The sequence below is a fragment of the Novosphingobium sp. TK46 genome, from assembly GCF_055361525.1.
In genome coordinates, this window is sequence record NZ_CM143963.1 from 1,890,276 (window position 1) to 1,908,987 (window position 18,712).

The following is an 18,712-nucleotide window of genomic DNA, read 5'->3' on the forward strand; positions in this document are numbered from 1 at the left end:
CGCAGGAAGCGTGCCAGATGTCGGCGTGTGGGAAATCAACACCTTAGAGGCAGGGTGCGGGGCGCCATGCTGGGGCAAGGCCAGCGCCGTGCTGATCGGGTGTTGCCTCACCAGCAGCGCTCACGAATAGAATGTCGGCACGGGCGCGACGTCGTTCAGCGCCCAGTCGCCAAGCTCACGCAACTTGTAGTCGACAGGGTCGTGCGACGAGTGCGTGCGCAGGTTGCGCCAGTAGCGGTCGAAGCCGAACTTGCCGGTCGTCGAGCGGGCACCCATCACGTCGAACATGCGGGTGGTCACATCCATGCCGCCCTTGATCGCGGCGACCTTGGCCGTGGCGATGGCGATCGCCGCCTCGCCGCGCAATTCGTGCGAAAGCGCCTCATCCTCGGCCCAGGCATCGTCGAGCAGGGCGGCGGCGCGATCGTTCAGCAGGCGCGCGCCTTCCAGCGCCAGCCAGAATTCGCCGGCGCGCTCCAAGGCATAGGGGTCCTGCGACTGTTCGACCGCCGTCGAGGTCAGCCAGCGCCGGGCCTGACTGCGCGTGTAGGCCTTGGTCGCGCGGAAGGCCCCTTCGGCGATGCCGAGATAGATGTTTGACAAGATCAATTGCGCGATCAGCGGGCGCAGTGTCGCGAACACGGAACCCAGCGGGCCGGGGGTGAGCAGGATCTCGCTTTCCTCGATCCGCACGCGATCGAACAGCACGCTGCCGCTGTCGGTCTGCCGCTGGCCGATGTTGTCCCAGTCGTCGAGGATGGTGATCCCGGCGCGGTCGGTCGGGATTGCGGCGATGACCAGGCGCTGCTGGCCATCCTGCCGCGCCGAGGCGACGAGCATGTCGGAATCGAGCGCGCCCGAGCAGAAGCTCTTGTCGCCGGTGAAGGTGCGCGCGCCGTCGCCGGGCGTGCTGACCGTGCGCGTATCCAACGGGTTCAGCGCGTTGCCCCAGAACAGCCCGTCCTGCGCGGTGCGGCGATAGGCGCCCTCCCACTGCGGTGCCGATCCGAACAGCCGCACGGTGGCGAGCATCAGGTGGTGGAACGCATAGACATGCGCGAGCGAACTGTCGGCGCGCGCGATGATGCGAACGGTCTGCATCGCCGTCGCCCAATCGGCCCCGGTCCCGCCGTGAGCTTGCGGTATGGTGAGCGACAGCAGGCCGCTTTCGCGCAGAAGGTCGCGTTCTACCTTTGGCGTGCCGCCGAGGCGATCGCGCGCGACGGCGGACTGTTCGAACAGGTCAGCCAGGGATGCCGCGGTACGCAAGGCATCGCGAAGCGGCGTGGGAAGAAGCGCTGTCGTGCTCGTCATAAAACCGGTTCTCCCATGCCTGGATGTCAGGCCGCACATCATCCTGGGTATCAGCAAGCAGCGTGCCATCCGGGCGATCCAGCGCCGCTCCGTGCAGTGCCCGCGCCGACGGGAGCATCGCGGGCGCAGGTTGCTGATGGGGTGTTGCTGAAGCAGCAGTGGATCAGCAGTCTGGCGCTGCTCAGAATGCTTTCAGCAGACGCACGTTGACGCGTCCCGCTTCCTTGAAGCCGTTGCGTACGTCGAGGTCGCGGCCGAGCGTGACGATGACCTGCGTGCTGGCGCTTGGCTTGACGGCGGTGCCGACCCAGAACTTGGTCTGGGTGAAGCCGCGATTGACCAGCGCGTTCTGCGTGAAGTCGCCGCCCTCGGCATGGGAGATGCCACCGCGAAGATCGAAGCGGTCGCTGATGAAATAGCGTAGCGACGATTGCACCTGATATCCGACTTTCTGCGTCATGCGGCCCCCCGCGAAAGACTTGCCGGTCTTGCCGTAGAAGGTGATGTCCGCGCCCGCATCCCATGCGAGCTTGGGGGCGATGCGCACGGTTCCGGCCGCCTGCAGGTTGAGCTTCCAGCGGTCCTCGCCGGCATTGAGCGCGCGGTCGGCGCGATACTCGCCGGTGGGAAGATAGAGGTACGGCGTCACGCCGAAGTACGTGTTCGACTTGGGGCGGTTCACCAGCCACACCGGTGCCGCCAGGATGATGTCGCCCACCCCGGTGCTGCGACCCAATGAGGCCCGATCGCCAAGGCCCCGCTGTGCGACCACGGGCACGAGAACCTGTGGGGCGACGGTCAGGCCGGCGATGTCGACGTAATGCACCAGCCTGACGATCGCGACATCGGTGTTGACTTCGTTGTCGCCCGGAACCTTGTCGCCATCAACATCCTGTTCGTTGCGCTCCGCATGCTGAAGGTAGACGAGAGCCAGACTGGTGCCGGGCTTGGCCGGATCATAGTCCCCGGCATCAAGATCGACGGCATGGGCCAGGTTCGGCGCTGCAAGTGCCGCGAAGGAAGCGAGCGCCAGGCTCAGACGACGATATGGCATGGATGTCTCCGGTTAGATCAAGGACCGGGTGCGATGCCTGGGCAGCGCAATCGATCTTGGTCGCCCATGAGCAATTCATGTGCCAGACCGGGCTCGCCAATCGTTCCAACACGTTGCGTGTTGGGTGGGCTCGGCGACACGCCGCGTGATCATCAGACGTGCTGAATCACTGTTGCCCAGGCAGCGAATCAAGAGCGCCTTGCAGCCGCTTGGTTGCGACCTTTCGGTAATCTCTAGAGTGGAATGCGCGCATCGTGGGTGTCGCGGGGTGAGCTCGACCGTGCGGGGATGGCGTCGGCCATTTTGCGACCGTGTCTGCCGCCAAACGCGGGAGCTTCTTCCAATCGGCTGTAGGGACTTCCGCATCCAGGATCGTAGATTAGGGCTGGCCCGCCTGGTTTCGGCGGAGATGCCGGGGATCGCGCTGCTCAGGCGCGATTGAAACGCCAACGATCGGGTTCGCTCTCAGCATCGTCGAAGCTATATCCGTCGCTATCGAAGTTGCGCATGTCTTCCACGTTCTGCACGTGATGCTCGCACATCCAGCGGGCCATCATGCCGCGCGCGCGTTTGGCGTTGAAGCTCACGAAGCGCGGGCCGGTAGGGCCGGGTTCGCGAAATTCGATGTCCACGACCCGCACGCCTGCAAGTTTGCCTCTGACCGCTGCGAAATACTCCTGGCTGGCGAGATTGAGAATGACGCCGGATCCTTCGGCTGCAACCTGGCCGACAAGCAGTTCGGCGATACGCTCACCCCACCAGTCGGTCAGGCTTTTATGGCGCGGCGCCCAACGCGTGCTCATTTCGAGACGATGGGGCCTGATCGTGTCGAGCGGCCGCAGCAGGCCGTATAGGCCCGACAGCATGCGCACGTGGTTCTGGGCGAAAGCAACGCCGGCATCGTCCAAGGTATAAGCCTCGAACCCGGTGTAGACGTCCCCTGCAAAGGCGAAGAGCGCCGGTCGCTCGGGCAGGCTGGCGAAATCACGGAACCGGTCGGCGTTGAGCTTGGCCAGGCGTGGCGAGATATGCATCAGATCCGCCAGGCGTTTCTGCGAAAGGTTTGCTGCCGATTTTGCGAGCTTGGATGCTTCCTCGGCAAAATGTGGCTTGGTGGCATGCAGCGCGGGTAACACACGCTCGAAATCGAGCGTCTTCGCAGGGGAGAGCAGGGTGATCATGCGCCGTCCGTAGCGGGGGTGCTTTCTTGCGTCAAAGCGGTGGCCGATGCCGGCAATCCGGCTCGCGTTTAACGGCAGGAAGCAGGAACAGCCGGACGGCGTGTCGCGAGTGAACCACGCATCGTTCGCCAAGCCATCGCCCAGTTGCTTAAAGCGGCGGCGGCCTGCATTCTTCGACGATGATAGAAGCGCTCTTGCTCGCCGTGGCACCCGTTGCCGCCAGCCCTGCAACAAGTCGGCCCTGCCTGCCTGTGGCCGCGGGCCCATCGAAGGCCACCACCTCGGCGATCGGGGACCATCGCATGCTGCGCCAGGCCATGGGTGAACCGATGCCGCAATCGCCTACCATGGTAATGCTTTTTGGCAGAGGAGGGCACCTGTCGACGCAAGAGTACAGCATCGTTCTCGTCAAAGCTGCGAGCGGCGCCTGGCAAGGAACAGCGGTCGGCCGCAGCCGGATCTGGGTCGAGGGTTCTCCTGACAGTCCGATGAAACGAGCTGAATGGGTGCTCGACCGCAAGGCCGGGCGCGAGCTTGATGATGCGATCACCCGCCAGTGCCATGCCAAACGCGCGGACGCCGACAAACCGATCGCTCAAGGACCGCCGCCACTGGGTTTCGTCTCGGAACGCATCGATGTCCTGATGCCAGGCCATGCCCCTTCTACGTTTTACGCGGATGAGGGCGACGATAACCTGGCAGCGTTGATCCGCCCGCCACGGTAGCGGGCTTGCGTGATTCAGGTGTCACGAAACATTGCATCGTAGATCACGCGATTACGGCCATTGTTCTTCGCCATGTACAGCATCTGATCCGCAGCGTTGAGGTTGTTGTCGATCCCCTCTTCGTGCTGGACGATCGCCGCGCCCAGGGAAGCGGTTATGCTGAAGACGGTGTCGTAGTAAGGAATGGACAGGGCGGCGATCCGCTCACGCAGTTCCTCGCACAAGCGGTGCACGGTCTCGCAGTCGCGGCCGGGGAACAGGGTGACGAACTCTTCGCCGCCGAACCGTGCGGTTATCAGCCGCTCGCGCTTGGCGATGTCCAGAAGAACCTTGGCCACCGCCTTGATCACTGAATCGCCCGTATCGTGGCCGTAGGTATCGTTGACCTTCTTGAAGTGGTCGATATCGAGGATGGCGACGGAACCCTCGCCCTGATGTTCGCGCATCTCGTCCAGGACTTGATGCGCCTGTTCGAAGAACGCGCGGCGATTGTAGAGGCCGGTGAGCGGGTCGCGCTCGGCCAGGAAACGCAGATGGCGGATATGCTCCAGCATCTGGATGTTGCCGCCGATCCGGCATTGCACCTCTTCGGGGATGAACGGACGATAGATGAAGTCGGATGCGCCCGCCTTGAGGAACGATGCCGACAGATAAGGATCGGATGACGCCGAGATGCCGATGACCCGCACCCGATCCGCAGCGTAGCGCGACCGGATCTCGCGCGTCAGGGCGTGCCCATCCATATCGGGCATGTTGTAATCCGTGACGACCAGTTCGATGGCCTCGTTCTCGGCGAGCAGCTTGAGCGCTTGCGCACCCGAACTGGCCTCCAGGATGCGGTAATTCTGCTTCTTGAGGATGCCGGCAAGGTCGTGGCGCGCACTGGACATGTCGTCGACGATCAGCACCGGGGTTGCCGCTTCTTCCGTCACCCGCACGATAGTCTGAACGATATTGTCCACCGCATCCGGTGCGTTCTTGACGAAGTAATCGACTATGTTGGGAGAGCAGAAGCGTTCGCGTATGCTGCGCGTCAAGCTGGCCGTATATAGCAGCGTGGGCACATTCTCGGACGCCAGCAGATCCAGTATTTCTCCGTTGGGCGCGTCGGGTAGGTTGAGCCCGGCGACCGTCAGCAGGGGCTTTTGCACCGCGAGGGCCTCACGCGCCTCGGAATAGCTCTTGTAGCACTGGACGTCTGCGGCGCTATGCTCGGCGATGCGGGAGATCAGCAGCTTGCTGAGCGCGGCGGAGTCCTCGATGATGAAGATGCCGTGTGCCATGCTTGCAGGGTTTGAGCTGTGCGCTCGTCGATCGGCCTGCCGATAGAGGCTCATAGATTATCACCGCTCTGCCAGGTGCATCGCACCTCTACCATGAGGCTATATAGGATGACGCAAGCGTTCGGGTGTGTCCGTGAGCCTGCACGCGCGTAAAATTCCGGCGGCAGCATGTTCCTGTCACAGCCTTCAGTGCCGCGTGAAACGAGGTGGCCAACTTACAAGTACGAAGTTCATCCAGAGATGCGGCGATAAGCGAACGATCGCTCGGGCTCCTTAGAACCCTAGAACAGGTTCGATGCTCGCACAGATGTTATAGCTGGTTCTACCGCGAGTAGGTGAGGGCAAATGGACACACTCCGGTATAAATGCATCCGGATTGGCCGCTGTCCAAATTCATCAAGAGATTTGGCCGTCGGATGGGCTAGTGCCGCGACCGAGAGCAAGATCAATCTTGCCAGTCATTGCGACAACAGGGAGAGAATTATGACGAAGCGCGCCGCTCGGCGGACCATTATGCTTGCCGCTTCCGCGCTGGCCACGGGCATTGCCCTTCCGGCCGCCGCTCAGCAGGCCACCGGCGACATCATCGTTACCGCTCGCCGTGTCGAGGAGCGCCTGCAGGATGTGCCGATCTCCATCACGGTATTCGACCAGCAACAGCTGAGCACCCGCAACGTTGTCAACGCCGGCGATCTGGCGATCTACACGCCTTCGCTCAGCTCCAACGGACGCTTCGGTGCCGAGAACACGTCTTTCGCGATCCGTGGCTTCGTGCAGGACAACGGCACGGCGCCTTCGGTAGCGGTCTACTTCGCCGACGTGGCGACGCTGCGTGCTGCCGGCGGTACCACGCTGGGCAACGGCGCAGGTCCGGGCGCGTTCTTCGACCTCGCCAATGTGCAGGTTCTCAAGGGCACGCAGGGTACGCTGTTTGGCCGGAACACCACCGGCGGTGCCGTCCTGCTCGTTCCGCAAAAGCCGACCGGTAATCTGGAGGGCTACGTCGAGGGCTCCTACGGCAATTACGACATGAAGCGAGTGCAGGCGGTGGTGAACATTCCACTTGCCGACACGTTCCGGGTTCGTCTGGGCGTAGACCGCCAGAAGCGTGACGGGTATCTCAACAACTATTCGCCTATCGGTCCACGCGACTTCGCCGATACCGATTACACCGCCGCACGGTTGAGCGTCGTCGCCGAACTGACGCCGAACCTCGAGAACTACCTGATCGCCACCTACAGCGACTCCGACACCAACGGCTTCCTGCCGCAGATCTTCAACTGCGCGCCCGGAACCCAGCCCACTGCCCAGACGCGGGCCGTCGCGAATGCCGGCTGCGCCCAGGTTGCGCGGCTGCAGGCAACCGGCGACTACTACGCGGTAGAGAACGGCACCAGCAATCCGCGTCAGCGCATCAACCAGTGGCAGGTGATCAACACCACGACGTGGCAGGCCACCGATAACCTGACGATCAAGAACATCGCCAGTTATGGCGAGTTTCGCGAGAAGTTCCGCGCCAGTGTCTATGGCGAATACCTGATCATTCCCGATGGTCCCAACGCCGGCCAGAACCTCATCAAGGCGGCGACATCTCCGCGCAGGGGGCAGGACAGCGCCGCACAGTCGACGTTCACCGAAGAGTTGCAGTTCCAGGGCACGGGCCTGGGCGATCGGCTCAATTGGCAGGCAGGCCTCTATACCGAGCAAAGTGAACCCATCAGCTTCAGCGGCAGTTCCTCGGTCAGCAGCGGCGTGTGTCCGCTTACCGCCACCGAGAGCAGCGTCTGCTATTCCACCCGAAGCCCGACATTTGGCGGAACCTCGATCATCAACGAGCGCCTGAACAACCAGCGCTTCCAGAACTACGGCGTCTTCGGCCAGGGGACTTACAAGCTCACCGACAAGTTGAGCCTGACCGCCGGCCTTCGCTATACTTGGGACGCGACGACCGCAGTCACGCGCCAGGCAGTCTACCTCTTGCCTGCGGTGTCCGGTGGAAACCTGATCCGCCTTTGCCAAACCGGCACTGCGGCCAACCAATGCGAGGCCGAGTTCCGCAGCACGAGCGATGCGCCGACCTGGTTGATCGATGTCGACTACAAGCCAACCGAGGACATGCTGCTTTATGGCAAGTACTCGCGCGGATACCGGTCGAGCGGCGTGAAGGTCGATGGTGGCCCCGTCTTCAACACCTTCGAGCCGGAGAAGGTGGACAACTACGAGATCGGCCTCAAGACCAGCCTGAGCGGTCCTGTCCGTGCGACCTTCAACGTTGCAGCCTTCTATTCCAAGTTCCTGAGCCAACAGCTGGGCGCTCGACTGGATCCAACCCCGGCGAACCCCAACCAGCAGCCGCCGCAGACGATCGCCTCGGGTGCCCGGTCGCGGATCTACGGCGTGGAAGTGGAAGCCTCGGTGACCCCGTTCACGGGTTTCACCGTCGATGGCAACTACGCTTACCTGAACACGAAGCTGACATCGGTCGAGCCGGTCGCCGGCAGCAACAACTTGTACTTCCCGCCGATCCCCACAGGCACGGCAGTGGGCTATCCGCTCGGATATGCGCCTAAGAACAAGTACAGCATCTCGGCGAACTACACGCTGCCGCTGGATGAAAGCATCGGGAAGATCTCGTTTGGCGGAACCTTTTCGCACAGCGACAGCCAGTTGACGGCGATCTCCTATGTCATACCGGTCGCGGTCAATAACCCCATCATACCTGCCAACCTGGTCGGCAATCCGGGCCGTATTCCCGGTATCGATCTGGTCAACGCCAATGCCAGCTGGGCGGGCGTGGGTGGCCTTCCGGTGGATCTCAACTTCTTTGTCACCAACCTGACCAAGGAGAAGTACACCGCATCCGTGTTCGGCGGGATCGGCGCGTTCGGCTATGACGCACGCGCACTTGGCGAGCCACGCACGTATGGTGTCCGCCTGCGGTATCGTTTCGGCAGCTAAGCCTACGTCAACCGAGGCAACATATTGAGCCACTCTCCCACGCTTGCAACAAGCGTGGGAGAGTGGCTTCGCTGTTTCTGCTGCCTGCGATCCGCGAGCCGCCCGCTGCGTACATTCGGAGCCTGTCACCACGGGCCGTGCCGATCCACGACATTCACCGCGTTGCCAAAAAGGCACAATCCCAGACGATATAGTGCGGCGTATTGCCCATGATTCTCATTAGCGCTAGGGCGCAGCCTTATTGAGATCAAGTCGCAAGAGGATTGTTGTGAACTCCATTCGTTCTATCGCGCTGAGTGGTGCTGCCGTATTCGCTATCGTGGCACCTGCAGGCGTCCACGCGGAAGAAGCCGGCGCTGAAGCCACGGCTGCAGGATCGGGTGTCGACGACATCGTCGTCACGGGCGCCATCTCGGGTACCAAGACCGAGACACCCCTGATCGAAGTGCCGCAGCCGCTCACCGTGATCACGTCGGAGCAATACCTTTCGCAAGGTGCGATCAGCATCAGCGATACCGTGAAGTATGCCGCCGGCGTGCTGGCCAACGCCTATGGTCGTGACACGCGAGTCGATGGGTTCAGAGTCCGCGGGATCAACGCGCTGCAGTTCCGCGATGGCATGCGCGACGTGTTCTCGTACTACGCCAGCATCACCTCGGATCCCTATAACTTCGAGCGGGTGGAGATCGTGCGCGGTCCCGCCTCCGTGCTGTTCGGCCAAGGTTCGATCGGTGGCATCGTCAACCTCGTTTCCAAGACGCCGCGGTTCCAGACGGGTGGCGAGATCAACCTCGTTTATGGCAGCTACGATCGCAAGGAAGTCCTGGCCGACGTCAACCTCGCGCTGGCGGACAATCTGGCGATCCGCGCCGTGGGCCGCGTTCGCGACGCCGACACTTATGTCGACCACGTGCCCGACGATCGCGTGATGTTCGCGCCGTCGATCCGCTGGCAACCTACCCCTGACACGAATGTCGTCCTGACCGGGCTTTACCAGGAAGACGACACCGGCTCGACCTCGCAGTTTCTGCCGCTGATCGGGACGTTCCGCCCCAATCCGGCGAACCCCACGGGTCGGCTCGATCCCTATACCTTTGTCGGCAAGGCTGGCTGGGACCGGTACGATGGCCGCTCGCTTCAGGGCGGCGCTGCCGTCACCCACGACTTCTCCGACAGACTGCGCATAAGCCTCAAGGCGCGGTACATCGACAGCGACCTGACGTATTTCACGCATTACGCCGACAGCTATTCGAACCCGACCGATCCTTTTTCGGTCTATGGAACCGATGGGCGCACGATCGGGCTCATTGCGGATTCCAGCTATGCGCGGATGAACGTCTTCTCGACCGACAACAACGTCCAGTTCAAGTTCAACACCGGCGCCGCCATCGAACACACTCTGTTGGCCGGCATCGACTACAGCTGGAACAAGGTCAGCAAGCGCCTCGGCACAGGCCAAGACGTCGTGGATCTTTACGACATCGATTTCGATGCGCTGCCAACCTATGATCCCGTTGGTCCCTATCTGAGCGAATCCCAGAAGCAGCTCGGCGTCTACGTTCAGGACCAGATCCGTGCGTTCGATCGCGTCTCGGTCGTCCTGGGCGCTCGTCGTGACCGCGTGACCGGCTCTTCGGGCCAGAAGGACAATGCCACCACGTTTCGCGCAGGGATCATCGGCGAACTGGGTGCCGGCTTCTCGCCGTTCTTCAGCTATACCGAAAGCTTCCTGCCGCAGGCTGGCTCGGTCCAGAACGTCGGCGGCACCATCGGCGATCCCTACAAGCCGCTGACCGGCACCCAGTACGAAGTCGGGGTCAAGTGGCAGCCAGAGCCGCACACGCTTATCACCGTAACCGGCTTCAAGATCAAGGAGCAGAACCGCGTGCTCTATCTGGCGGGCAACGCAACCACGCAGTCGGGGGTGCTGAAGACCAAGGGCATAGAGGTCGAGGCGAACCACACGCTGCCCGGGCAGTTCGAACTGCTGCTCAACTACGGCTACAACAAGCTGAAATCGGAAACGGACACCAACCTCGACTACATGCCACGCCATGTAGCGTCGGCCTGGACGACCAAGACCTTCGGCGCTCCAGGCGAAGCCCGGCTACGGCTCGGCGCCGGCGTGACCTATAACGGCAAAAGCCGCTCGACCAGCGCGATCTGGTCCATCGTCACGCCTTCGCGCACGAACGTCGATGCGCTGGCCGAAGTCACCTGGGAGAACTGGCGCTTCGCGATCAATGCGACGAACCTGCTGAACGAGATCCGTTACGCCTCCTGCCTTGCGCGCGGCGACTGCTTCGTGGCGGCCCCACGGAACGTGATGGGTTCGATCGGCTACCGCTTCTGATCTTGCTTCGAACGACGTAGCAGGCGTGGGTTCATGGCTCCGACACGCGCGTCGTTCACTTGGCATCCGTGAGCGCCGCGCTACTGATATTCCAGGAAGCTCGACCCCGGGCGGCTACGGCGGGTTCCAAGGTCGATCCCGGCTTGGAAGGCGCACCGTGACCACACGTCCCTCATCGATGATTCGGCCTGCTATCGCGTGGCTGGCCGCCGGCTTGCTCTTGCTGGGATGGGCAACGTTGCTGGCGCCGTGCGCCATGGCTGAACCGCAGTTCCCGGCGCTCACCGGCCGGGTGGTCGATGGCGCGAACGCCATTCCCGATGTGGTCGAGGTGCGCCTGACGCAAAAGCTGGCGGCGCTGGAGCAGCAATCCAGGCGTCAGCTGGTCGTGGCGACGGTACCCAGCCTGCAGGGTTACGACATCGCCGATTATGGCTACCAGCTTGGCCGCAAGTGGGGCGTCGGCGACAAGGAGCGCAACGACGGCGTGCTCCTGCTGGTCGCTCCGGCCGAGCGCAAGGTCCGGATCGAGACCGGCTACGGCCTGGAAGGCGTGTTGCCCGACGGTATGGGCTTCGTCATCATCAACAACGACATCGTGCCGCGCTTCAAGGCTGGGGACTTGCCCGGCGGGATCGAGGCGGGCGCCGACGCGATCATCCGGCAGCTGACCTTGCCAGCTGCGCAGGCTCAGCAGATCGCCGCGAAGGCCGAGCGCGGTGGCCAGCAGAAGGGCGCAAACCTGCCGATCGTTCCCATCATCTTCGGCGTGTTCATCCTGCTTTTCTTCGTGGTGCCGGTGGTGAGCGCCATGCGCCGCCAGGGCGGGCGCCGCAAAGGGGGCTGGGGCGCTCCGATCGTCTGGAGTTCCGGTGGCGGCAGTGGAAGTGGAGGATCGAGTAGCGGCGGCGGCGGCTTCTCGGGTGGCGGCGGCAGCTTCGGCGGCGGCGGCGCGAGCGGGAGTTGGTAGCGAGCCGCGCCGTCCAGGAGGTGCGAACCGATGATGAACGGCATTGATTAGCGGGTCATCACCAGCTTTGCGCCGATGACGCTGAACTGCATGCTGACCGGGCAAGGCGGCACGCTCTGGCTGGAGATGGTCAGGGCCGCCTTGCCGATGACGCTGGCCCAGTCCAGCACGCGGCCTGCCGCCATCGTCCTGAATTGCGCCTCGCCGCGGCTCATCCACCTGCAGCCGCCGCCGGGAGGTGACCGCGATCGGCGCGGTGCGTTGTTCCAGGTTCATTCCGGCGAGCCCCACCCGTACCTTGGCCCGATTCTCGCCCGGCACCATGTCGTGCTGGATAGCGAGCGACTCCACGCCGGTCTCGCCCGCCTCCGATCGCGCGAGCAGGATACCGTTGAGCCAGGTCTCGGAACGCACTCCGGCGCCGACGCTCACTTCAAGGCCATGCACCGCATTGCCGGCAACGGTCGTCATCCTCATGTTCCTAAGCCCATACATTCGGGTTTCTGTAGAGTCCTGCGTCCTCGCAAAGCGCTGCAGACGTTCGACGGATGGGTGCTGACCAGCGTCGACAAGGCGGATGTCGGCCCGGACCGCGTGCGACTGCCGGGCAAGCCGATATCTATGGACGAGGCCCGGCGGCAATTGCGCGAGGCCCGCAATGCCAAGGCGACGATAAGGTGACCTGCCCCACGATTGGTCGAGGGCGTCCGCCGGGATGCCTCGATCGGATCGTCAGCGCCTAGTCTGCCTTGACTCTCGCGCGCACTTTGACCATAGGCCCTCGCTGACCGGCGGCTTGTGTTGCCGTGTCATCCGTCCGAGACAGTTGGTGAGGGTTTCCCTCTTAATTTCCAGCCTAGGCGGGGACAGAGATATTCCACGGCCCCTCTCGCTCCTTTGCGTGATGCCGCCATCGCACTTTCGGGTGTGATACCTCCTTCCCCATCGACAACGGACTTCTCCTTGCCGCATTCGCGGCATGGAAAAACGTAGCCGGTCGCTGGCGGTTTGCCATCAGCGACCATTGTGAAGGAGTAAGGCATGGATCGTTCGCAAAAAGCCGATTCGGTCGCCCAGCTCAGCGCGACGTTCAACGAAGTTGGTGTGGTGGTCGTCACCCGCAACCTCGGCATGACGGTGGCCCAGTCCACCGCCTTGCGCACGAAAATCCGCGAAGCCGGAGCGACCTTCAAGGTTGCGAAGAACAATCTTGCCAAGCTTGCCATCAAGGACACGGACTACGCGGGCATCGACACGATGTTCACGGGTCCGACGGCGATCGCCACCTCGGTCGATCCTGTCGCTGCCGCCAAGGCAGTCGTGGACTTCGCCAAGACGACCGACAAGCTCGAGATCGTCGGCGGTTCGATGGGCCCGCATGTTCTGAACGCGGACGGGATCAAGGCACTCGCCTCGATGCCTTCCCTCGATCAGCTGCGTGGCACGCTTATCGGCCTCATCCAGGCACCGGCGACCAAGATCGCCCAGCTCACGGTCGCTCCGGCGTCCAAGCTGGCGCGCGTCTTCAACGCCTATGCCGAGAAGGAAGCCGCATAAGCTTCGCCAAGCGATTTCTAGCCGGGTGCAGCCTGGCGACTCGGAAATCGTGGCAACGAACAAGCTTAGCAAGTTTGCAAACCGATTTGCCCGGTCGCCGTTCGGCATCGGGTCCACAATTAGGAGTGATATATCATGGCCGACATCGCCAATCTCGTTGAAGAACTCTCGAAGCTGACCGTTCTCGAGGCCGCTGACCTTGCCAAGGCTCTGGAAGAGGCATGGGGCGTTTCCGCCGCTGCCGCCGTTGCCGTTGCTGGCCCTGCCGGCGGTGGCGCTGCTGCTGAAGCCGTTGAAGAGAAGACCGAATTCGACGTCATCCTCACCGGCGACGGTGGCAAGAAGATCCAGGTCATCAAGGAAGTCCGCGCCATCACCGCGCTGGGTCTCGCCGAAGCCAAGGCTCTGGTCGAGGGCGCTCCCAAGGCGATCAAGGAAGGCGTGAACAAGGCCGAGGCAGAAGAGATCAAGAAGAAGATCGAAGAAGCCGGCGGCACCGTCGAAGTCAAGTAATCGATTTCGTTTCGGTCCTTGCGGACTGGAACAGCGAAAGGGCGGTCCTTCGGGGCCGCCCTTTTTCGTAAGCGACGCCGGTCAGCCGTGCAGCAGGCTGGTCGGGCTGACCCACAAGGTGCGGGGCCGGCGGTGGGCGATCAGCCAGTCCTCGCCCTCGCGGCGCAGGGCATCGACGTAGAAGCCGTTGTGATCGAGACCTGACGCACTCGTCACCATCCAGTAGGTGCGCACGCTGGCGGCGATCGGGCTGTTCAGGACGATATGCGATGTCGTCAGATGATGGCTGATGAAGCCGGGCGCGCCACCGGCAGGCTGCGGGATGACCGAAGGCGCCTGCATCCAGGCCAGGATCGCCATGCGACCGGAGATGGTTTCGCGTTCCAGGGCGAGCACGCCATCAAGGGCAAAGCAGGCGGCATAATCTTCGGCCTTGCGGGCATCGCCGGCCTGCGTGCAAGCGGCGAGACGCTGGCGGATGGACTCGGTCCAGCGCGCCGCGTCGTGGGTGAGCGCGACGCTGGTCACTTCAGCTTTCGCAAGTAGTCGATCACCGCCTTGCGCGCTTCCAGGTTCGGAATGCCGACGACCATCCTGGTTCCCGGCACCATCTTCATCGGCGCGGCCAGCCAGGCGTCGAGCGTCTGATCGTTCCAGACGATGCCCGATGTCTTCAAGGCGCCGCTATAGGCATAGCCAGGCAGACTGCCGGCCTTGCGCCCCCACACGCCGGCAAGGCTGGGCCCCACCCCATGCGCATCGCGTGCAACCGCGTGGCACGAACTGCAAACCGCGAAGGCCGGCGGCGGCGACAGGGCGAGCTGCGCGGGGTCATCGCGTCCGCTTCGCGCAGTCGACCCGCTTCCCGACGGTCCGCAAGCACTTGCCAGCGACATGGCAAGGATCGGTACGAAAAAGCGGAACATGGTCGTGCGTCTCCCGAACGCGCTGATGCGATACCCCGGGCCTATTGCAGAAAGCGACCGGTGTGAAGCGCGCGCGGGGCCGATGGCTTCCGGACGACGAAACGTTGGCTTCGCGCGACTAAGGTCGCGCTTGCCGCTTGCTTGCGCTACGGACCCGCCCGATGACCGCCGTACCACTCTTTACCGCGTCCCCCACGCTCGACGCTCCCGCATCGGGACTGTTTCGCGCCGAGCTTGCGGCCACGTTGCGGCTGGCCGGCCCCCTGGCCACCGCCAACATCCTGCAGATGGCGGTCTTCGCCACCGACGTCATGTTCGTATCGCGGTTGGGGCAGGAGGCGCTCGCCGCGTCGAGCCTGGCGGTGGCGATCTTCGCGCTGATGCTGATGTCGTTCTATGGCCTCACCGGCGCGGTCGCCGCACTGATCGCCGCCGAGATCGGCCGCTCGCGCCATGCGGTACGCGAGGTGCGCCGCTCGGTGCGCATGGCACTGTGGCTATGTGTCCTGCTTGGCCTGTTGGGCATCGTCGTCTGCCTCTTCGGCGAGCGCATGGTGCTGGCTGCCGGACAAACGCCGGTGCTGGCGCGTCTTGCCGGTGATTTCCTGCAGGTATGCGCCTTGAGCGTGATCCCGATGCTGGTGGTCAACGTCCTGCGCACGTTCGTATCGGCGATGGGCAGGCCGGTCTTCGCGACCGTGATCACCGGGGTTTCCATCGCGGTCAACGCGCTGGGCAACTGGGTGCTGGTGTTCGGTCACCTTGGCATGCCGCCGCTGGGCCTGCTCGGCTCGCCGCTTGCCAGCTTCATCACCGCGGTCGCTACCGTCATCGCCTATTGCGTGGCGATCTGCTCGGACCGGCGGTTGCGGCGCATGCGCATCTTCGGACGCTGGTGGCGGCCCGAGTGGCAACGCATGCGCCAGATCGTCAACCTGGGCCTGCCGATCGCACTGACGCTGATGGCGGAAGGCGGGCTGTTCAGCTCGGCCGCGTTCCTGATGGGCATGATCGGCGAAGCGCAACTGGCCGCGCACACCGTGGCGCTGCAGATCGCGGCGATCTTCTTCCAGGTTCCGTTCGGCATCGGCCAGGCGGCCACCATCCGCGTCGGCTATCACTATGGCGCGCGGGATCGCGCCGCCGTCGGTCGGGCAGGGTGGGCGGCCCTCGTTACCGGGCTCGGGTTCGTCGGCTTTTCGGCCGGGGCGATGCTGATCGCACCGCGGCTGATCGTCTCGGCCTACGTCGCGATCGACGATCCCGCCAACGCCGCGGTGATCGCTTTCGCCTTGCAGTACCTGGTCGTCGCTGCCGCCTTTCAGCTGGTCGACGGCACGCAGGCGGTGATTGCCGGCGCGTTGCGCGGCATCCAGGACACGCGTATTCCCGCGGTTATCGCTATCGTCAGCTACTGGCTGTCGGGCTTCGTGGTGGCGTATTGGCTGGGTTTGCATACCAGCCTGAGCGGGGTCGGCGTGTGGATCGGTCTGGCCACGGGCCTGACCGTCGCCGCGGTGTTGCTGTTGATACGCTGGACCGGGCGCGAACGCTTCGGCCTGTTGCCGGCGACCACGTTCGCCTGAGCTTACGCGGCGCCTGAGCTTTGGCGGCATCGGCGTTCAAGGAGCGCCATCCTCGTTTGAGCCGATCACGCCATCGCCGTGTCATTTTAATTGCCTAACTTGCTTGACGCACCCGACCGGCGGAACCATATCCCGCCCCGTTGGCACTCCCGCATCGAGAGTGCCAAGCCCAGTTCATTTGAGTAAGGGAGAACCCCATGAGTTTTCGTCCGCTGCACGACCGTGTACTCGTGCGCCGCGTCGAGGCCGAGGAAAAGACGGCCGGCGGCATCATCATCCCCGACAGCGCCAAGGAAAAGCCTGCTGAGGGCGAGATCGTCTCGATCGGTTCGGGCACCCGCGCCGAGAACGGCACGATCACTCCGCTCGACGTCAAGGCTGGCGACCGCGTTCTGTTCGGCAAGTGGTCGGGCACCGAGGTCAAGGTCAACGGCGAAGACCTGCTGATCATGAAGGAATCGGACATCCTGGGCGTGATCGGCTGAAGCCGGACACCACCTGCGTTTCCCAATTTAGATAAGGATTTTTGACAATGGCAGCCAAGGACGTACGCTTTTCGCGCGACGCTCGTGAGCGCATTCTCGCTGGCGTGGACACCCTCGCCAACGCCGTGAAGGTCACGCTGGGCCCCAAGGGTCGCAACGTCGTGATCGACAAGAGCTTCGGCGCCCCGCGTATCACCAAGGACGGCGTCACCGTCGCCAAGGAAATCGAACTCAAGGACAAGTTCGAGAACATGGGCGCGCAGATGCTGCGCGAAGTGGCCTCGAAGGCCAACGACAAGGCCGGCGACGGCACCACCACTGCGACCGTTCTGGCGCAGGCGATCGTTCGTGAAGGCATGACCTCGGTCGCCGCCGGCATGAACCCGATGGATCTGAAGCGCGGCATCGATCTCGCCGTGATCAAGGTCGTCGAAGACCTCAAGAACCGTTCGAAGGCCGTTTCCGGCTCGTCGGAAATCGCCCAGGTCGGCATCATCTCGGCCAATGGCGATACCGAAGTCGGCGAGAAGATCGCCGAAGCCATGGAAAAGGTCGGCAAGGAAGGCGTCATCACCGTCGAAGAGGCCAAGGGTCTCGAGTTTGAACTCGACGTCGTCGAGGGCATGCAGTTCGACCGTGGTTACCTGTCGCCCTACTTCGTGACCAACCCCGACAAGATGACCGTCGAGTTGGACAACCCCTACATCCTCATCCACGAGAAGAAGCTGTCGTCGCTGCAGGCGCTGCTGCCGATTCTCGAGGCCGTGGTGCAGTCGGGCCGTCCGCTCCTCATCATCGCCGAAGACATCGAGGGCGAGGCTCTGGCCACGCTCGTCGTCAACAAGCTGCGTGGCGGCCTGAAGATCGCTGCCGTCAAGGCACCGGGCTTCGGCGATCGTCGCAAGGCGATGCTGGGCGATATCGCCACGCTGACCGCAGGCGAGATGATCTCGGAAGATCTGGGCATCAAGCTGGAGAGCGTCACGCTCACCATGCTGGGTCAGGCCAAGAAGGTCACGATCGACAAGGACAACACGACCATCGTCGATGGCAACGGTTCGGCCGAAGAGATCAAGGCCCGCGTCGAGCAGATCCGTTCGCAGATCGAAGGCACGACCAGCGACTACGATCGTGAGAAGCTGCAGGAGCGTCTCGCCAAGCTGGCCGGCGGTGTTGCCGTGATCAAGGTCGGCGGCGCTTCGGAAGTCGAAGTGAAGGAGCGCAAGGATCGCGTCGACGACGCTCTCCATGCAACCCGCGCGGCGGTCGAAGAAGGCATCGTCCCCGGCGGCGGTACCGCGTTGCTCTATGCCACCAAGGCTCTCGAAGGCCTCAAGGGCATCAACGACGACCAGACCAAGGGCATCGACATCATCCGCAAGGCGATTACCGCCCCGCTCAAGCAGATCGCCCAGAACGCCGGCCACGATGGCGCCGTCGTCGCAGGCAACCTGCTGCGTGAAGGTGACGAGACCCAGGGCTTCAACGCCTCGACCGACGTCTACGAGAACCTCGTCGCCGCCGGCGTGATCGACCCGACCAAGGTCGTTCGCACCGCGCTGCAGGACGCGGCCTCGGTCGCCGGCCTGCTGATCACGACGGAAGCCGCGATCAGCGAGAAGCCTGACGACAAGCCCGCGATGCCCCCCATGGGTGGCGGCGGAATGGGCGGCATGGGCGACATGGGCTTCTAAGTCCAAGTCGACCAACCACCAGCATACCGGGAAGCCGGGGGAGCGATCCCCCGGCTTCTTTGCGTTTGGCGACCGGAGGTGCAACCATGTGCCTGGTCGGCACGCCTCCGCTC

General features: G+C 63.4%; 16 protein-coding genes. 10 read left to right on the plus strand and 6 right to left on the minus strand.

The window, feature by feature from the left end:
- Positions 1 to 120: 120 nt before the first annotated feature.
- From ACXJ1Z_RS09150 to yaaA, 3 genes are all read right to left on the minus strand, one after another.
- Positions 121 to 1,314 carry an acyl-CoA dehydrogenase family protein gene (locus tag ACXJ1Z_RS09150; protein ID WP_463781117.1) on the minus strand — a complete coding sequence of 398 codons (1,194 nt, stop codon included), beginning with the start codon at positions 1,312 to 1,314 and terminating at the stop codon, positions 121 to 123.
- Positions 1,315 to 1,495: 181 nt separating this feature from the next.
- Positions 1,496 to 2,368: a transporter gene (locus tag ACXJ1Z_RS09155; RefSeq protein ID WP_463781118.1), complete on the minus strand. Its 873-nt coding sequence runs from the start codon at positions 2,366 to 2,368 to the stop codon at positions 1,496 to 1,498.
- A gap of 428 nt (positions 2,369 to 2,796) precedes the next feature.
- Entirely contained in the window at positions 2,797 to 3,549 is a 753-nt protein-coding gene (gene yaaA / locus ACXJ1Z_RS09160; protein WP_463781119.1) for a peroxide stress protein YaaA, read from the minus strand.
- A gap of 302 nt (positions 3,550 to 3,851) precedes the next feature.
- Here yaaA and ACXJ1Z_RS09165 point away from each other — a divergent pair, with 302 nt between their 5' ends.
- Positions 3,852 to 4,274, plus strand: a complete 423-nt coding sequence (locus ACXJ1Z_RS09165; protein WP_463781120.1) for a hypothetical protein — start codon at positions 3,852 to 3,854, stop codon at positions 4,272 to 4,274.
- A 14-nt stretch (positions 4,275 to 4,288) separates the two neighbouring features.
- On the opposite strand, the gene ACXJ1Z_RS09170 is transcribed toward ACXJ1Z_RS09165, so the two are convergent.
- The gene (locus tag ACXJ1Z_RS09170) at positions 4,289 to 5,557 is read right to left on the minus strand and encodes a GGDEF domain-containing response regulator (protein ID WP_463781121.1); all 1,269 of its coding nucleotides are present in this window, start codon (positions 5,555 to 5,557) and stop codon (positions 4,289 to 4,291) included.
- 483 nt (positions 5,558 to 6,040) lie between these two features.
- Between ACXJ1Z_RS09170 and ACXJ1Z_RS09175 the strand changes: the two genes are divergently transcribed.
- The 6 genes from ACXJ1Z_RS09175 to rplL all read left to right on the plus strand — a co-directional run bounded on the left by ACXJ1Z_RS09175 (position 6,041) and on the right by rplL (position 13,908).
- Positions 6,041 to 8,515: a TonB-dependent receptor gene (locus ACXJ1Z_RS09175; RefSeq protein WP_463781122.1), complete on the plus strand. Its 2,475-nt coding sequence runs from the start codon at positions 6,041 to 6,043 to the stop codon at positions 8,513 to 8,515.
- Positions 8,516 to 8,783: 268 nt separating this feature from the next.
- On the plus strand, positions 8,784 to 10,868 hold the full coding sequence (locus tag ACXJ1Z_RS09180) for a TonB-dependent siderophore receptor (protein ID WP_463781123.1): 2,085 nt from the start codon (positions 8,784 to 8,786) through the stop codon (positions 10,866 to 10,868).
- A 178-nt stretch (positions 10,869 to 11,046) separates the two neighbouring features.
- Positions 11,047 to 11,838 carry a TPM domain-containing protein gene (locus ACXJ1Z_RS09185; protein ID WP_463781124.1) on the plus strand — a complete coding sequence of 264 codons (792 nt, stop codon included), beginning with the start codon at positions 11,047 to 11,049 and terminating at the stop codon, positions 11,836 to 11,838.
- 75 nt (positions 11,839 to 11,913) lie between these two features.
- Positions 11,914 to 12,519 (plus strand): hypothetical protein, encoded by a 606-nt coding sequence (locus ACXJ1Z_RS09190; RefSeq protein WP_463781125.1) that lies wholly within the window; start codon positions 11,914 to 11,916, stop codon positions 12,517 to 12,519.
- Positions 12,520 to 12,879: 360 nt separating this feature from the next.
- A complete protein-coding gene (rplJ, locus tag ACXJ1Z_RS09195; protein ID WP_463781126.1) occupies positions 12,880 to 13,395 on the plus strand; it encodes a 50S ribosomal protein L10 in 516 nt (171 codons plus the stop codon).
- A 135-nt stretch (positions 13,396 to 13,530) separates the two neighbouring features.
- Positions 13,531 to 13,908 carry a 50S ribosomal protein L7/L12 gene (rplL, locus tag ACXJ1Z_RS09200; RefSeq protein ID WP_184242919.1) on the plus strand — a complete coding sequence of 126 codons (378 nt, stop codon included), beginning with the start codon at positions 13,531 to 13,533 and terminating at the stop codon, positions 13,906 to 13,908.
- A gap of 81 nt (positions 13,909 to 13,989) precedes the next feature.
- On the opposite strand, the gene ACXJ1Z_RS09205 is transcribed toward rplL, so the two are convergent.
- Positions 13,990 to 14,436 carry a nuclear transport factor 2 family protein gene (locus ACXJ1Z_RS09205; protein WP_463776168.1) on the minus strand — a complete coding sequence of 149 codons (447 nt, stop codon included), beginning with the start codon at positions 14,434 to 14,436 and terminating at the stop codon, positions 13,990 to 13,992.
- Positions 14,433 to 14,834 (minus strand): c-type cytochrome, encoded by a 402-nt coding sequence (locus ACXJ1Z_RS09210; protein ID WP_463776169.1) that lies wholly within the window; start codon positions 14,832 to 14,834, stop codon positions 14,433 to 14,435. Before ACXJ1Z_RS09210 ends, ACXJ1Z_RS09205 begins: the two co-directional genes overlap by 4 nt.
- 161 nt (positions 14,835 to 14,995) lie before the next feature.
- Here ACXJ1Z_RS09210 and ACXJ1Z_RS09215 point away from each other — a divergent pair, with 161 nt between their 5' ends.
- From ACXJ1Z_RS09215 to groL, 3 genes are all read left to right on the plus strand, one after another.
- On the plus strand, positions 14,996 to 16,420 hold the full coding sequence (locus ACXJ1Z_RS09215; RefSeq protein ID WP_463776171.1) for an MATE family efflux transporter: 1,425 nt from the start codon (positions 14,996 to 14,998) through the stop codon (positions 16,418 to 16,420).
- Positions 16,421 to 16,617: 197 nt separating this feature from the next.
- The gene (groES, locus tag ACXJ1Z_RS09220) at positions 16,618 to 16,905 is read left to right on the plus strand and encodes a co-chaperone GroES (protein WP_463776172.1); all 288 of its coding nucleotides are present in this window, start codon (positions 16,618 to 16,620) and stop codon (positions 16,903 to 16,905) included.
- Positions 16,906 to 16,952: 47 nt separating this feature from the next.
- Positions 16,953 to 18,599 carry a chaperonin GroEL gene (gene groL, locus ACXJ1Z_RS09225; RefSeq protein ID WP_463776173.1) on the plus strand — a complete coding sequence of 549 codons (1,647 nt, stop codon included), beginning with the start codon at positions 16,953 to 16,955 and terminating at the stop codon, positions 18,597 to 18,599.
- The last annotated feature ends 113 nt before the right edge of the window (positions 18,600 to 18,712 follow it).

Bases quoted from the DNA above. Each gene is read 5' to 3' on its own strand.
- ACXJ1Z_RS09185 (WP_463781124.1), top strand. From the start codon at position 11,047: ATGATTCGGCCTGCTATCGCGTGGCTGGCCGCCGGCTTGCTCTTGCTG.
- ACXJ1Z_RS09175 (WP_463781122.1), top strand. From the start codon at position 6,041: ATGACGAAGCGCGCCGCTCGGCGGACCATTATGCTTGCCGCTTCCGCG.
- yaaA (WP_463781119.1), bottom strand. From the start codon at position 3,549: ATGATCACCCTGCTCTCCCCTGCGAAGACGCTCGATTTCGAGCGTGTG.
- ACXJ1Z_RS09190 (WP_463781125.1), top strand. From the start codon at position 11,914: ATGACGCTGAACTGCATGCTGACCGGGCAAGGCGGCACGCTCTGGCTG.
- rplJ (WP_463781126.1), top strand. From the start codon at position 12,880: ATGGATCGTTCGCAAAAAGCCGATTCGGTCGCCCAGCTCAGCGCGACG.
- ACXJ1Z_RS09165 (WP_463781120.1), top strand. From the start codon at position 3,852: ATGCTGCGCCAGGCCATGGGTGAACCGATGCCGCAATCGCCTACCATG.
- ACXJ1Z_RS09155 (WP_463781118.1), bottom strand. From the start codon at position 2,368: ATGCCATATCGTCGTCTGAGCCTGGCGCTCGCTTCCTTCGCGGCACTT.
- ACXJ1Z_RS09150 (WP_463781117.1), bottom strand. From the start codon at position 1,314: ATGACGAGCACGACAGCGCTTCTTCCCACGCCGCTTCGCGATGCCTTG.
- groL (WP_463776173.1), top strand. From the start codon at position 16,953: ATGGCAGCCAAGGACGTACGCTTTTCGCGCGACGCTCGTGAGCGCATT.
- ACXJ1Z_RS09210 (WP_463776169.1), bottom strand. From the start codon at position 14,834: ATGTTCCGCTTTTTCGTACCGATCCTTGCCATGTCGCTGGCAAGTGCT.
- ACXJ1Z_RS09215 (WP_463776171.1), top strand. From the start codon at position 14,996: ATGACCGCCGTACCACTCTTTACCGCGTCCCCCACGCTCGACGCTCCC.
- rplL (WP_184242919.1), top strand. From the start codon at position 13,531: ATGGCCGACATCGCCAATCTCGTTGAAGAACTCTCGAAGCTGACCGTT.
- ACXJ1Z_RS09170 (WP_463781121.1), bottom strand. From the start codon at position 5,557: ATGGCACACGGCATCTTCATCATCGAGGACTCCGCCGCGCTCAGCAAG.
- groES (WP_463776172.1), top strand. From the start codon at position 16,618: ATGAGTTTTCGTCCGCTGCACGACCGTGTACTCGTGCGCCGCGTCGAG.